This is a genomic window from Streptomyces sp. CT34, from assembly GCF_000805335.1.
Lineage (GTDB): Bacteria > Actinomycetota > Actinomycetes > Streptomycetales > Streptomycetaceae > Streptomyces.
The window spans coordinates 7,864,112-7,878,080 of record NZ_KN708638.1 but is presented as its reverse complement, the minus strand read 5'-3'; the positions used below and the strand labels follow the sequence as shown (position 1 = coordinate 7,878,080).

Genomic DNA, 13,969 nt, shown 5'->3' with positions numbered 1-13,969 from the left:
CGACATACCCAGCCCCCCGGATCCGCCGGACGGCACCGCCCCGTCCGGGCCGCCCGCCTGCCAATTGAACGGACTACGCGAGCGTGTGGCGTCGTTCATCCAGCAGCGGGTCATCCCGTACGAGCGGACACTGGACGCGGGCGGTCCGACCGCCCGCCTCGCTCGGCGCCGACTCCAACACGACGCGAAACAAGCGGGGTTGTGGGGCCTGCCGCTCCCCACCGAACTCGGTGGCCAGGGGCTCCAGCTCTCCCAGTACGCGCACCTGGCAGAGGTGGAGGGAGCCAGCGATCACGGCCCGGCCGCTCTCGGCTCGGCGCCACTCCTGGACGTGCTGATGCTCTCCCGCCACGCCACCGAGGCCGTGCGGGAACGGTATTTGCGCCGGATCGCCGAGGGTGAGTTCCGCACCTGCTTCGCCATGACCGAACCCGACACCCCTGGCACCGACCCAACGCTTACCGCGACCCGTGCCACGGCGGACCCCAGCGGGGCGTGGACGGTGCACGGCCGCAAGTGGTTCATCACCGGAGCGGGTGAGGCCGACCTGGTTACCGTCCTGGCCCGTACGCACGGCGAAGCTCCCGAGGCCGACGGTCTCTCCCTGCTGCTTGTGCCGACCACTGCGCCGGGCTTCCGCGTGGTTCGGGAACTGCCCGTGCTCGGCACCGGAGGACAGTGGGAAATCGCCCTCGACGGCGTCGTCGTACCCTCCGACCACGTGATCGGTCCGCCCGGTCAGGCGCTGCGCATCGCCGGCGAAAGGCTCCGGCTGGGGCGCGTGCTGCGCTGCCTGCGCTGGCTCGGACAGGCACAGCGCGCCTTCGACCTGATGTGCCGGCGCGCCCGGTCGCGCACCCAGGCATCCGGCCCGCTCGCCGACCGCCAGCTCGTGCAGCAACTCGTCTTCGATGCCCTGCTCGCCATCCGCACCACCCGACCACTGGTGCACGAAGCCGTCACCCGGCTCGCGGCCGGCGACGACGCCCGGGTGGAGACCGGGCTGGCCAAGGTCGCCGCCGCACGCATGCTGCAACAGGTCGCCGACGCAGCCATCCAGGTCCACGGCGCGGCCGGGCTCGGCCCCGACACCGCCCTGCCGAGGCTGCTCTGCGCAGGCCGTGCGGCCCGGCTGCTCGACGGCCCCGACGAACTGCACATCGCCTCGGTGGCCCGACGTGTCCTTCGCGACCATGCGGCTACACCTACACCGCGAACGGCTCCACCGCCCCCATGAACGTCGCCAGCCCCAGGGCCAGGAAGAAGTCGCCCCAGATCAGCTCGTGCTGCGTGGCGAGCCCCCGCTCGGCGTCGTAGCAGCCGTCCAGCAACCCACCGGCTGTCGACAGGTACGAGGTCGACAACCGGCACAGGATCTCCTCGGCGCGCTGCCGCAGTTCGCGCAAGGCGCAGCTGTGGCCCGTCGAGTGTGCCGGCGCGGCGAGCTTCAGCGCGGCAACCGCCTCGATCGCGGCTGCCGACGTATCCACCGGGCCGCACGGGCGCCCCTGGAACGCCGGAGGGATCAGCGGGGCCTCCCGGGCAAGGCGCAGCGCGGCCAGCCGCTGGACCGCCGCCCGTAGGGCGCCCGACTCTCCCTGTCGCTCCGACGCGAAGTGGAGCCCGTCCGCGGCCCCCAACAGTAGCCACGCCACGGTACGGCTCCACCCCGGCGCGGGATGCGGATACGGAAACCATCCGCCGCCGGGCCGAGGCTGCCACGCCGGTCGCGGCGGCTCCTCGGAAAGGCACAGCTCCAGGTGGGTCGTCAGATGCCGGAGTGCGGCAACCCGGCTTCCGCTCGGTAGAGATGCCAGCAGCGGCACCAGTCCCGGCACTCCGTCCGCCCGCGCGAGCGTACGAGGGCCACCGAAGGCTCCGCCCCACGGCACCAGACCCCATTCCGGTTGGTACGCCGTGAGGCAGGTCCGCGCAGCCCGCTGCCGCAACTCCTCCGCTCCGCGGTCACCGCCGAGCCGAGCGGCCAACGCCGTGCCGTACCAGAGCACCAGGCCGCGAGCGGCGGTGTCCTGCCCGACCCAGTACTCCAGTCGCCGGGTGCAGTCGGCTGCCACGGCGCGGTCGCACGGGTCGGACGTCGCCAGCGCACGCAACCACAGCAACCCCGCCCAGAAGCCCCCGGCCCACGACCCCCGCGCGGTCGTCGTCCACCGGCCGGTACCCGGATCCGCGTACAGCGGGAAACGATCCCCCACCTCGGCCGCCGTCACCCGCACCCGTTCCAGCACCGCTTCCCACGCCCGAACCGCCCAATCCGCAGCGCCTTCCGTTCCGTTCACGTTCGCGCTCGCTCAGGAACGCGGGCACTCCCCAGCCCCATCGGAGCCGCCACCGCCACGGCTACCGCGAACTCCGCAGCCACCAGCAGCCAGCCAGGCCCGTAGCCCGCAGCCGAGACCAGTACGCCGAACAACGGAGGACCGACGGCGAACCCGGCGAAGAAACCAGCCGAGACGAGTGCGGAATCCCGCCCGGCCCGCCCGGGGGCAGCCTGCCGGATCACCAGGACCATCGACACGGCGTTCGCCGCCACCGCGAACGACCCCACTGCCACCGCAGCCACCCACACCAAGACGGGCACCCTGACCGCGACGAACAGCGTCAGCGCGGCGCCCACCGCCCCGGCCGCCAGCACCGCCGGCAGCACCTCGCCCCGCCCCGGCCGTCCTGCCGCACGCGACCACACCACCCGCCCGCCGATACCCGCGATTCCGAGCACCGCCACCAGCACCGCGGCCACCGTCGGCGACAATCCCACGCGCTGCGAACCGAACAGCGCCAGATACGTGTTGACCGAGGCGATCCCACAGCCGAGCAGCAAGGAGTAGAGCGCCAGCCTCCCCACAACACCCCTCGGCCGCACTGCCGGACGCTCGGCATCGTGTGGGGCAGCGACGGATGCGCGGTCGGGCGGCAGCACGCCGATGCTCCATGCCGCCGCCACCCCCGCCAGGCCCGCAGCCGTCCACACCGCCTCACGCCACCCGACCACCGCCGCCAGAACGGACAACGGAAACCCCGCCGCAAAGGCGCCGAACTGCACTCCCGACTGCTTCCATCCCGTGACCCCACCGCGCCGCCCCGACGGGACCACGGCCAGGATCACCTTGTTGGTCGCCGGATTGGCCAGAGCCTGCGGCAAGCCGCCGAGCCCGACCGCCGACAACAGCACCGCCGTACCCGGCGCAGCCCCGATCAATGTCAGCGAGACGGCCACGAGCAGGAACAACGCCACCAGACACCGCCGTGGCCCCACCCTGTCCACCAGCCCGCCCGCAACAGGCGACAGCAGCGCCGCGATCCCGAACCCCACTGTCGTGGTCAGCCCCAACTCGGTGCGTGATATGTCGAGTTCGTCGACCAGACGGGGTCCGAGCGCTCCGATCAGAAAGAGCTGCATCATCGAGAAGGCCATCGCCGCCGTCAGCAACACGGTGACCACCGCGCCCGACGCCGGCAGCCGACCTATGCCACCCTCGGAACTCGATATGCCTGATTCCGTACGCTTCCTGGTCCGCACACGACCCTCCCATCGGTCCGGTCCCGTCGCGGGGATCGGCCAGTGAGTCGTACGGTCCAGCCCTCCAGTTCCCGGAGAGCCGCTCGACACCCTCAGCCGGTGGATGACCGCAATCCCTGGCCGAATCCCTGACCGGAACAGACCACCGGCGCATGAGAGGCGCACGGCAGCAGCGCGGCGATCCGCAAGGCGGAAAGGGCGCACGACGGCAGCTGTGGGGGCGCGCATGGGAGCCGCGTCCGCCCTGTCGCCCCGGTGCGGGCGCTGGCACGATTTCGGCCATGACTCCGGGGCCGGCTTCACGCACCACACGCGCCGCGGTCTTCGCGGCCGTATGCGTGGCGACAACGGCCCTGGGACACACCCTGATGTCGGAGCGCACCGTGCCCTGGTGGGGCCTGGCCGCGGCGTTGGCCGGCACCTTCGGGGCGGCATGGCGGCTGACCGCCCGGGAGCGCGGCGCACTCGTCGTCATCGCCTCCACCGTCGCCGCCCAGCTGGGGCTGCACTGCCTGCTCTCCCTGGCCCAGGCATCGGCGGCCGGTCCGCCCGACGGGCATCCGTACGACATCCCTTGGCTCCGGCGCATGCTGTGCGGAATGTCCGGACACTCCCTTGCATGGCACTCGCAGCGGGCGGCTGACCGACTGCCGCATCAAGCCGGACTGGGCGCGTCGATCACCCACATTCTTCCCACGCCGACCCCCGGCGGTATGGGCACCGCGGGTGCCATGCCCGGCATGGACGGTATGCCCCACAACAGCATGGCCCACATGGGAAGCGCCGCCGGCCAGCTGGGCCACCAGATGAGCCAGATGTCGATCGCGCACCCCGGCCACGGTCTCCTGGGGATGTTCCTGGCCCACCTTCTCGCCGCGGTGGTGTGCGGGGGGTGGCTCTGGCAGGGCGAGGCCGCCGCCTTCCGGCTCGCCCGTGCCCTGGTCGCCGTGGTCTTCGCACCGCTGGTGTTCGTCATGGCCACGCTGGGCCGGACACCAATCCGGCGCCCGGCAATCCCTGCGCCAACCGCCTTCACCCCACCCCTGCACGGGGCCTTGCTGCAGCACACCCTCTCGCGCCGAGGTCCCCCCACCGTGTCCCTCTGCTGCTGACCGCTCGCCCCGGGCGCAACTTCCTCACGGTCGTGTCCCCTCCTCGGACATGACCCGGCGGCGAGCGGAGTCCCGGCGTGCCCGCGCACCCTGCCCCGTCATCCGGCGGGACCAGCCCGCAGCATGCGCGCCGGCCCCCTTTCACCTGTGGCCCCGGTGTGCCTGCGACCGTGCCGACTTCCGGCCTGCCGCGCCCGAGGGGCCACTCACCGACGGGTCCTGCCCGCACCCGGGCAGTCCCCGCAGCCGAGAAGGACACCATGCGATGACTCCTGCCCACGTGGAACACGGCCGCCCATCGCGATCAACCAGGAATGACGAGAAAGTGACCCGCTGGGCGCTGGCCGCCCGCAGCGGAAACCCCGACGCGGTCGAGCACTTCGTCCGGGCCACCCACCGTGACGTATGGCGGTTCGTGGCCCACCTGAGCTCCGACGTGAACGTCGCAGACGATCTGACCCAGGAAACCTACCTGCGAGCCCTGACCAGCCTGCCAAGGTACGCGGGACGTTCCTGCGCACGCATCTGGCTGCTCTCGATCGCCCGGCGGGTGGTGATAGACCGCTACCGGTCCGCCGCCGCCCGACCGCGCATCGTCAACTCCGTGGACTGGCAAGCCGCGGCGGAACGGGCACAGCCCACCGACCTGCCAGGATTCGACGAAGGCGTGGCGCTACGAGACCTGCTCGACTCCCTCGACGACACCCGGCGGGAAGCGTTCCTCCTCACCCAGGTACTCGGACTGCCATACCAGGACGCCGCAGCCGTGGCAGGCTGCCCCGTCGGCACCGTGCGCTCCCGCGTGGCCAGAGCCCGCGCGGACCTCAGCGGATGGCTCAACGCGAACCCGCACTGACCGGAACGACCTGTCCATGGGCCGGCACAGGGCCCATGGACAGGCTCTGGTCACGCTCTGCCCTCACTGGATACAGCGGCGGAAGGCCGCCCTCAATTCCTCCGAGATCGCCTTCGGCGGACGGCCTTCAGCCGCCCGATCCCGAGCCTCTGGACAACACCGGACACGCCGGGTCTTCAGAGGCCCGCCACGAGTTCGGGGTGCTCGTGCTCGCAGGTGTCGTCGATGCCGAAGGGGTCCCGGGCGGGGAGCAGGTCGGCGGGCGCCAAGCCCTCGCCGTCGGCCATGAGAAGTCGGTCAGTGCCGCGTGCAGGGGCCCGTCGGCGGGGCGCAGCCGGTGGAGCCACTCACCGGTCTCGTCACGTACGACGCCACGCCACCGTCCGTCTCCAGCTTGCGCAGGGCGCGGTGTAGACGGTGGTCAGGCCGATCGCCTGGCCGCCAGCCACCAGAAGGGCGTGCAACTCCTGGGCCGACACGAAGTCCTGACAGCCCGCAAGTACGCGCGTGACCGCTCTGCGCTGACGCGTCATCCACCGGTCCGGGGCGCGGCCGCCGACGGCGTTTGTGCAGTGTCTCCGTGGGCACGAGTACGCAAGTGCACCGTGTGTCCGAAGTCACCGATCCCGCAACGTCAGTTGGCAAACGCCGGCCGGGCACCGTGGCGTGACGCCGTCGGCACCCGGCCGCACGGATGAGGTTCAGGCCGCCGGTACCGGCTCCGGAGCGGCGAACCGGGCGTGCAGAGCCGCGTTGTAGCGGCGCAGCAGGAGGATGGCGGTGGCCGCGAGGCCGCTGAGCAGGCCGAGCCAGATGCCGAGGGTGTCGAGCCGGGCCGCGTACGCGAAGACACAGGCGGCCGGCAGTCCGATGAGCCAGTATCCGATCAGGGTGATGCGGAAGCCGCTCTTGGTGTCGTCCAGACCGCGCAGCAGGCCGACGCCGATGTTCTGCGCGCAGTCGAAGAACTGCAGGACCATGGTCACCAACAGCAGGTGGGTGGCGATGGAGACGGCCTCGCCGTCGCCGGAACCGCCTTCGAAGAAGGGCGCCAGCACCAGCTTCGGGGCGGCGACGTAGAGCACGGCCACCACGGCCATGACGGCTCCGGCGCAGGCCAGGGCGGTGTTCTTGATGCGCAGGGCCGCCTTGGGGCGCTCCAGTGCGATCTCTCGGCTGACGTTGATGGAGGCGGCGTGGGAGAGGCCGACGGCGACCTGGAAAACGATGTAGACGAGTTGGTTGACGGCGGTGTGCGCGGCCAGGGCCGCGCTGCCGAAGGAGCCGGCCATCAGGGCGGTCACGGAGAAGAAACCGGCCTCCGAACCGTAAGTGGCCGCAATGGGGATGCCCAGTCCCACCAGGCGGCGGACGGTGGCCCGGTCCGCCTTGGCGATGTTGAGGCTGAGCAGGGGCGCGAGGACGGCGTCACGGCGGGTGAACATGTACAGGGCCAGGAAGGTCAGCAGGTAGACCAGAGAGGTCGCGACGCCGACGCCGGGCAGGCCCAGCTTCGGCAGGCCCCAAGTCCCATGGATGAAAATCCAGTTGATGCCTGCGTTGACGGCGACGGAGGCGATGGTTATCTGGAGCAGTGCCTGGGGGCGGCGCATGCCGACGGTGAACTGGCGGATGGCCTGGAACCACAGGCAGGGCAGCAGACCGGGAGCCAGGGCCAGCAGCATGTGCTGGGCACTGGCGGCTACGCCCGCCTCTTGGCCGAGGAGGGGCAGGGCCTGGCCGATCAGCAGCATCAAGGCGGCGCCGACCATCCCGGCGAGCGTGGCGAGGGCCAGGCTGGCCCGGACGATGGAGCGGACTTCTTCGCCGCTGTCGGCGGCATCGGAGTCCTCCGCGGACTCCGCGCGGGCGGTGGCGGCGGCTATCTGGTTGCCGACGGAGGTGATCAGCCCGACGCCCATGGTGCGCAGCTGGTTGAAGATGACGATGGCCAGTCCTCCCGCCGCGAGGTCGGCGGCGCCGAGCATGCCCATCATCACGGTGTCGGTGGTGGTCAGCGCCACCTGGGCGAGCTGGGTCAGGACGAGGGGGACGGCGAGCGTGGCCAGGGCCCGGCTGTCGCGGAGGAGGGTGGTCAGCATGATGGGTATCAAATCCTGCGGAGCTTGGTGAGTTGCTCGTCGATCTCGCGCTCTACGGAGTGGTCGATGAGGTTGCGGGCGTTCATCCACTCGTCGTTGAAGACGGTGTCCAGGTACTTCTCGCCGCCGTCGTTGACCAGGGCGACCATAGTGGTGCCCGGCGGGAGGGACGGCAGGCGGGTCAGTGCCTCGTGGACGACGCCGCCGGCCGGGCCGCCGATGAGGAGGCCGGTGCGGGCCACGGCGCGAGCGGTGGCGAAGGCTTCGATATCGCCGACCTTGACGCCTTCGTCGATCAGGTCGAAGTCGACCAGGGCGCCGATCTCGGCGCCTTCGGGGGTGCCGGTGCCGGACTGGTAGTAGTCGTGGGCGGGGCCGCCGAAGGCGATGGATCCTTTGGGCTCGACGCCGATGGTGGTGAAGTCGGGCAGGAGTTTGCGCAGTTCGCGGGTGGTGCCGCACAGGGCGCCGCCGGTGCCGACCGCGCCGATCAGGATGTCGATGTCGCCGTCGAGGGCCTGGTGGAGTTCGTGGGCGACGGGGAAGTAACCGACGCCGTTGGCGGGGTTGTTGTGCTGCTCGGTGAAGATGGTGTTGTCCTGGCCCCGAGCCATGTCCTCGGCGAGTTCCTCGCGGGCGGCGGTGGCCAGCTCCTCGGTGCCGTCGTCGACGACATAGACGAGTTCGGTGCCCAGGGCCTTCATACCGCGCAGTTTGTCGGCGGCGGCGTGGTTGTCGACGACGGCGGTGAAGGCGTAGCCGCGTTCGGCGGCGATCACGGCCAGGCCCAGTCCGGTGTTGCCGGAGGTCGATTCGACGATGCGGCCGCCGGGCCGCAGCTCGCCGGATTCCTCGGCGGCATCGACCATCGCCCGGGCCATCCGGATCTTGGCCGTGCCGGTGGGGTTGTACATCTCCAGTTTGAGCAGGAGCCGGCTGCCGGTCTCGGTGCGGCACAGCTCCAGCAGCGGGGTGTATCCGATGAGTTGGGATATGCGGGTGACCACGGCGGGGCGCGCTAGGGCCTGGTTCATGGGACGGCTCCCGGGCGGGTTGAAGGTCAGCATGCGGGGCGGCGGTCGAGGCGCCAGCGCGGGCGTTCGCCCAGTCGGTCCAGGACGACCTTGGGCGGCAGGGGAAGGTCGTGGAAGGGGGACTCGTTGGAGTCCATCTGGTAGCCGGCCGTGTTCGGGTAGACCAGGAGGTCACCGACGCGCGGGCGGGCGGGCAGCGGGACCTTGCGCCAGGTGAGCATGTCCGATTCCAGGCAGGACGCGCCGCCCACACAGGCCGGGTGCACGTCACCGGCCGCTGCGCCGGGGATACGGCCGGAAGGCGTCACCAGTTGGGGGTCGGGGAGGTATTCGCTGTTGAACCACTGCTCGGACAGGCTCAGGCTGGTCCCGTCGACCGTGACGATGCGGTACCCGTCACGCTCCTTGACGCCTTGGATGCGGAAGACGGTCGCGCCGGCTCCCGACAACAGAGCGCGGCCGGGCTCCATCATCAGCAGCGTGCCGGTGTCCTTGAGCCGTGCTGCGAGCGTGCGCTGCCCGCCTTCAGGGGTGCTGGCCAGGACGGTGCGCAGTGCGTCGGCTCCTGCGGCGGGCGAGTGGTACGGGTAGAAGTCCCCGGTTCGGAAGGTCTTCTTCGCGTGGTAGTGCTCGGGCTTCTGCTCGGCGAGGAAGGTGTGCCAGTGGTCGGCTGTGGTGTAGTCGACCGCGAAGCCGCCGCCGATGCTGATCCGGTCGGCCTGCAGACCCAGGACGCGGGCCTTGAGGCACAGGTCGATCAGTTCGCCGGCGAGGTCGGCGCGGGGCTGGGTGGCGTAGCCGGACAGGTGGAAGCTGAAGCCCTCCATCCGGACCGCGTCCCCGGCGCGCACGCACCGGTCCAGTGCGGTCTCCAGCTCGGATTCGTTCATGCCGAAGCGGCTGTGGGCCTGCGTGGGTGGCAGTCGGCGCAGCAGCAGCCGTGCCGGACGCACCACGCCGGTCAGGGCGAGCGTGATGAGCAGGTCGAGTTCGTCCAGCGCGTCGACGGCGACGAGGCACCCCTGCAGGACGGCCAGGCGCAGCAGTTCGTCGCTCTTGGCCGGGCCGGTGACGACGATGTTCTCACCCCGCACTCCGTGGCCGAGGGCTTCGCGCAGTTCGCCCGTGCTGGCCACGTCGACGCCGGCCTGGTGGGCGGCGCACCGTTCCATCCACACGGCCGCCTTGTTGGCCTTCTTCGCGTAGTACACCCGCCCTTCCACGCCGGCGTCGGCGAGCGCGGTGCGGAAGGCGGTGAGGTTGGCGTCGAAGCGGTGCGGCAGCAGGAAGTGGAAGGGGCCGCCGAAGGCGTGGGACAGCTCGTGCAGCAGGCCGCTGTCCACGACCCGGTCGGTGTCCGGGTCCGGGTGGGCGGGGAGCGTCGGCATCGTCCTTGTCGCAACGTCGGTCACTGCCACAGCGGCACCTGCACTCCCAGGCCCTGGTCGAGGGCGAGTTGGGCGAAGCGGTGGCCCAGGGCGATGTCGGTGACGACCAGTCCGCTGTTGTAGGCGAAGATGCGCTCCGGTGCCGACCGGCGGCCTGTGGTGATCCCGGCGAGCACCGGGGGAAACTCGGTGTCGACGGCGGGGAAGTCGCCGTCGGCGTCGGCCATGTCGGTGCCGGTGACCTTCATCTGGGCCTCGCTGGTGGCCACAACGCGGTCTGCGCGGTGGAGAGTTGAGGGAGCGAGCCCATGCCCCACGAGGATCGACAGCGCACCGGGCCCGAGCCAGTCGGCCTCCACGGCCGCGGGGGTGTGCGCACCGGCCGTGGCCACGACGACGTCGGCGTCGGCCGCCGCGGCCCGCAGGTCGGTGACGGTCTCCACGTCCCGGTCCGGGAAGTGCCTGCGCAACTCCTCGCGCACGGCGGCGATGCCGTCGGCGTGGGTGCCGAACAGCATCAGGCGGTCCAGGTCCGGCAGGGTGGTCAGCAGGAAGGGCAGGGCCAGCCGCCCCTGGGTTCCGGTGCCGATGACCAGGGCGCTGCGGGCGCCGGGCCGGGCGCACTCACGGGCGAGGAGGGCGGAGACGGCCGGGGTGCGCAGCGAGCCGATGCGGCCGCAGTCCATCATGGCGACGGGCAGTCCGGTGACGTCGTCGTAGAGGGTCAGCGCGGTGTAGTAGTGCTGTTCGTCGCGGCCCTTGTCGAGTCCGTGCTTGTACGAGGTCTTGATCGCCACGACGTTGCGGGTGCCGTCCCGGCCGAGCATGGCGTAGGAGACCGAGTGCCCGTCGTCGGGCTTGACGGTCAGCTTCCGCGGGTTGTCGGACTGTCCCGCGGCCAGGGTGCGGTAGGCGCCCTCGACGGTGGCGACGACGTCGGCCAGGGAGATGTCGATCCCGGCGAGGTCGCTGGTGGACAGAATCCGCAGGGTCTTGTCGTCGGCGGATATGGAGTGGGCTTCGTCGGCAACGGTGATCTCAGTCATCTCTGGTCCTCGGTGCGGGTGGTCAGGCGGCGTGGGCTTCTATGGCGGCCTGGCCGTAGCCGTGCTCGTCCTCCTCGGCCAGGGGGCGGGTACGGCGCTCGGGGACACGGACGGAGGCACGCTTGAGCCACCTGTCGGTGCCGTCGTAGCGGGCCTGGAAGGGGACGCGGCCGTGGACGACGAGGTCGTTGTCGACGACCAGCACCTCGCCGGGGCTCAGGCACACCGCGCGCGACACACGGGCCAGTTCCGCCTCCAGCCGCTCGTAGGCGGCCCGGTGGGCAGGCGAAGCGGCATCGAGGGGCGTGTAGGCGGGGTCGAAGCGAAGGGTCAGCCCACCCTCGGCGTGGAAGAGGGTCGGGACGGGGGCCGGTTCACCACCCTCGAAGCCCTGCGCCTCGGTGTAGGCGTCGTCGGGCAGGATCGCCAGCTTGGGCCGCGTGAGCAGTGCGACGTCGGCCTCCGACAGTTGGACGTGGCGGATGCTGGCCGCGGTGGTGGCGATGTTGTCGTGGTTGCGCAGGCAGCAGAGCATCAGCAGATGGGCACGGCCGGGGTGGAAGGCGTCCTCGGTGTGCGGGCTGAGCAGCACGCTGCTGGACGCGCCGGTCTGCGCCGTCTCGTGGCCGGGGGCGGGGACGATGTTGTGCACGAAACGGCCGTCCTGCTGGCCCTCCCAGGCGATGGGGTTGCCCATCAGCGTGGCGAGCAGCAGCATCACGATGTCGTGGACGGCACCGCTGTCGCCGGCGGTGGCCCAACTGGAGGGCGTGGGTCCTATCCCGCTGTCGTCGACCTCCAGGCCACGAAGGACGAACAGCCCGTCGTCGGTGTCGACCGGGCGCAGCTCATGACGGACCGGCTCGCTCAGGTTGCCGGCAACTTCGGCGACGCTGGCCAGGAGTTGGGGCGAGGTGGCGGAGGTACCGAATTCGGCGAGGATCTCCTCGGCGGCCTGACGCAGTTCCCCAACGCTGGTGGCGTCGAGCTGACGGATGGGTACGGCTCCCGAGCTCATGGCGGTGTCTTCCGTTTCCGTTGAAGGCGGGTGAGGTCCGGGGCGATGCCACGCGGACACGGCGCGGCATGCTGAACAGGTCGACACAAAAGCGGGGATATGGGGGTTTCGCCCCGTGTCGATGCCCCGTGGACGGTGATGAAAGTACCCGCGACTCTTAGGTAAGGCAAACCTAACTTAATTTTCCGACCCTCTGTCCGGTTTTCGGGAACTCCCTCCTGTAAAGGGCTTGTTGACATATGTCGATCAAGGCGATTGGCGGTGCCTCATCTTGCGGAAGCAACGTCATTAGGGTAGGCAAACCTAAGCAACCGGTTCCGAGTAGAGCGAGGCAACGTGAACTTCAACAGGCGACAGGTGCTGTGGGCCGGCGGCGCCATAGGCGCAGCCACGTTGCTGGCTGCCTGCGGAGGCGGCAACAACGCGGCCTCCTCCGACTCCGGCGGCAAGCCACGCAAGGGCGGCACACTCCGCATCGGCGCCCTCGGCCACTCCTCCGCCATCACCCGCGACCCACACGGCAATCAGGGCAACGAGAGCGACTACCTCGTCATCGCCCTCGTCTACGACACCCTCACCGCACCGGGCCTCAAGGCCAACACCGTCGGCCGCCTTGCCACGTCCTTCACGCCGTCCAAGGACCTCAAGACCTGGCGCTTCACCCTCGCCAAGGGCGCCACCTTCCACGACGGCACCCCGGTCACCGCCGACGACGTGGTCTGGTCGCTGCGCCGCCTGCGCAACACCCCCGCCGGCGCCGCCCGGCTGCCCGGTATCAAGGCCGAGAACATCACCGCCGACGGCAAGGACACCGTCGTCCTCGTCTCCGACTTCGCCAACGCCGAACTCCCCATGCTCACACGGCTGTCGACGTTCATCATGAAGAAGAACACCCCCGACAAGGAGATCGCCAAGGCGCCGGGCACCGGCCCGTTCAAGCTCGACTGGTACCGCGGCGGCAACGCCCGCCTGGTGCGGAACGACCACTGGCACGGCGGGAAGGTCTACCTCGACGCCATCGAGGTCACCATGTTCGAAAGCCCCCAGGCAATGGCGAACGCCATGATGTCCGGCCAGATCGACGTCGCCTCCAACGCCGGTGCCGTGGCCGCCCGTACCGCCCGCGGTCGCCAGGACATCAAAGTCGTCCGACGCCCCAACGACATGGCCATGCCCATCGTGATGCGCACCTCCAGCGGGCCGTTCGCCGACCCCAAGGTCCGCGAGGCGATGAAGCTCGTGGTGGACCGCGAGGCGATGGTCAAGCAGGTGCTCTCCGGCTACGGCACCGTCGCCAACGACATCCTGGGCACCGCGGACCCCGACTACGCCAAGAGCATCCCGCAACGCCATCGCGACCTGGCCAAGGCCAAGCAGCTGCTGCAGGACGCCGAGTTCGACCTCTCCAAGACCTATGAACTGGTCACCACCGAGGACATCGCCGGACTCGCCGAATCCGCCACGCTGTTCGCCTCCCAGGCCCGCGAAGCCGGTATCAAGGTCAAGGTCACCAAGCAGGAATCCGGCACCTTCTACCAGGACACCTGGCTCAAGGGCGACTTCTACACCAACTACTGGGGCACCAACGACTCCGTGGTGTTCTTCGCCTCCAAAACCATGACCACCGGCGCCGGCCAGAACGAGGCCGACTGGTCCGACAAGGACTTCGACGCCGTCTACCACAAGGTCATCTCCACCGCCGACCGCGGCGCTCGCGCCGCCGCCCTGAAGGACCTCCAGCAGGTCGAGTACGACCGATCCGGCTACCTGCTGTGGGGCATGGCCGACGGTATCGACCTGGCCGCCCCCAAGGTCCGCGGCCTGCCCAAGCTCCCCGGCTACGGGCGCGTCCAGCTCGAAAACGTCTGGCTG

At 70.4% G+C, this 13,969-nt stretch carries 12 protein-coding genes; 4 read left to right on the top strand and 8 right to left on the bottom strand.

Features of this window, described 5'->3' with window-relative positions; genetic code table 11:
* Positions 1-64 precede the first annotated feature (64 nt).
* The gene (locus RZ84_RS34035) at positions 65-1,237 is read left to right on the top strand and encodes an acyl-CoA dehydrogenase family protein (protein WP_052230622.1); all 1,173 of its coding nucleotides are present in this window, start codon (positions 65-67) and stop codon (positions 1,235-1,237) included.
* Here the strand turns inward: RZ84_RS34035 and RZ84_RS42180 are convergent.
* Positions 1,206-1,655 (bottom strand): hypothetical protein, encoded by a 450-nt coding sequence (locus RZ84_RS42180; protein ID WP_241777986.1) that lies wholly within the window; start codon positions 1,653-1,655, stop codon positions 1,206-1,208. The two genes, RZ84_RS34035 and RZ84_RS42180, sit on opposite strands and share 32 nt — an antisense overlap.
* A 641-nt stretch (positions 1,656-2,296) precedes the next feature.
* Positions 2,297-3,454, bottom strand: coding sequence for an MFS transporter (locus RZ84_RS34025; RefSeq protein ID WP_241777985.1), 1,158 nt, complete (start codon positions 3,452-3,454; stop codon positions 2,297-2,299).
* Between the two features lie 368 nt (positions 3,455-3,822).
* Here RZ84_RS34025 and RZ84_RS34020 point away from each other — a divergent pair, with 368 nt between their 5' ends.
* Both RZ84_RS34020 and RZ84_RS34015 read left to right on the top strand, forming a co-directional pair.
* The gene (locus tag RZ84_RS34020; RefSeq protein WP_157878986.1) at positions 3,823-4,653 is read left to right on the top strand and encodes a PE-PGRS family protein; all 831 of its coding nucleotides are present in this window, start codon (positions 3,823-3,825) and stop codon (positions 4,651-4,653) included.
* 265 nt (positions 4,654-4,918) lie between these two features.
* The gene (locus tag RZ84_RS34015) at positions 4,919-5,509 is read left to right on the top strand and encodes a sigma-70 family RNA polymerase sigma factor (protein ID WP_043268455.1); all 591 of its coding nucleotides are present in this window, start codon (positions 4,919-4,921) and stop codon (positions 5,507-5,509) included.
* 359 nt (positions 5,510-5,868) lie between these two features.
* Here RZ84_RS34015 and RZ84_RS42175 read toward each other — a convergent pair whose 3' ends face one another.
* The 6 genes from RZ84_RS42175 to RZ84_RS33990 all read right to left on the bottom strand — a co-directional run bounded on the left by RZ84_RS42175 (position 5,869) and on the right by RZ84_RS33990 (position 12,097).
* On the bottom strand, positions 5,869-6,042 hold the full coding sequence (locus RZ84_RS42175; RefSeq protein ID WP_241777984.1) for a transcriptional repressor: 174 nt from the start codon (positions 6,040-6,042) through the stop codon (positions 5,869-5,871).
* A gap of 168 nt (positions 6,043-6,210) precedes the next feature.
* Positions 6,211-7,611, bottom strand: a complete 1,401-nt coding sequence (locus RZ84_RS34010; RefSeq protein ID WP_043268453.1) for an MATE family efflux transporter — start codon at positions 7,609-7,611, stop codon at positions 6,211-6,213.
* A gap of 8 nt (positions 7,612-7,619) precedes the next feature.
* Positions 7,620-8,645, bottom strand: a complete 1,026-nt coding sequence (locus RZ84_RS34005; protein WP_043268451.1) for a cysteine synthase family protein — start codon at positions 8,643-8,645, stop codon at positions 7,620-7,622.
* Between the two features lie 26 nt (positions 8,646-8,671).
* Positions 8,672-10,033: a type III PLP-dependent enzyme domain-containing protein gene (locus RZ84_RS34000; protein WP_107068211.1), complete on the bottom strand. Its 1,362-nt coding sequence runs from the start codon at positions 10,031-10,033 to the stop codon at positions 8,672-8,674.
* 20 nt (positions 10,034-10,053) lie between these two features.
* Positions 10,054-11,079 carry an ornithine cyclodeaminase gene (locus RZ84_RS33995; protein WP_043268448.1) on the bottom strand — a complete coding sequence of 342 codons (1,026 nt, stop codon included), beginning with the start codon at positions 11,077-11,079 and terminating at the stop codon, positions 10,054-10,056.
* A 22-nt stretch (positions 11,080-11,101) separates the two neighbouring features.
* On the bottom strand, positions 11,102-12,097 hold the full coding sequence (locus RZ84_RS33990; RefSeq protein ID WP_043268446.1) for a TauD/TfdA family dioxygenase: 996 nt from the start codon (positions 12,095-12,097) through the stop codon (positions 11,102-11,104).
* Between the two features lie 336 nt (positions 12,098-12,433).
* Between RZ84_RS33990 and RZ84_RS33985 the strand changes: the two genes are divergently transcribed.
* Positions 12,434-13,969: ABC transporter substrate-binding protein (locus RZ84_RS33985; protein ID WP_043271651.1), on the top strand; the 1,536-nt coding region annotated here is incomplete at its 3' end.

What these genes read in the sequence shown, in the direction of transcription:
- RZ84_RS34000 (WP_107068211.1), bottom strand. Translation starts at nt 10,033, where the DNA reads ATGCCGACGCTCCCCGCCCACCCGGACCCGGACACCGACCGGGTCGTG.
- RZ84_RS34010 (WP_043268453.1), bottom strand. Translation starts at nt 7,611, where the DNA reads ATGCTGACCACCCTCCTCCGCGACAGCCGGGCCCTGGCCACGCTCGCC.
- RZ84_RS34020 (WP_157878986.1), top strand. Translation starts at nt 3,823, where the DNA reads ATGACTCCGGGGCCGGCTTCACGCACCACACGCGCCGCGGTCTTCGCG.
- RZ84_RS34005 (WP_043268451.1), bottom strand. Translation starts at nt 8,645, where the DNA reads ATGAACCAGGCCCTAGCGCGCCCCGCCGTGGTCACCCGCATATCCCAA.
- RZ84_RS42175 (WP_241777984.1), bottom strand. Translation starts at nt 6,042, where the DNA reads ATGACGCGTCAGCGCAGAGCGGTCACGCGCGTACTTGCGGGCTGTCAG.
- RZ84_RS33990 (WP_043268446.1), bottom strand. Translation starts at nt 12,097, where the DNA reads ATGAGCTCGGGAGCCGTACCCATCCGTCAGCTCGACGCCACCAGCGTT.
- RZ84_RS34015 (WP_043268455.1), top strand. Translation starts at nt 4,919, where the DNA reads ATGACTCCTGCCCACGTGGAACACGGCCGCCCATCGCGATCAACCAGG.
- RZ84_RS33995 (WP_043268448.1), bottom strand. Translation starts at nt 11,079, where the DNA reads ATGACTGAGATCACCGTTGCCGACGAAGCCCACTCCATATCCGCCGAC.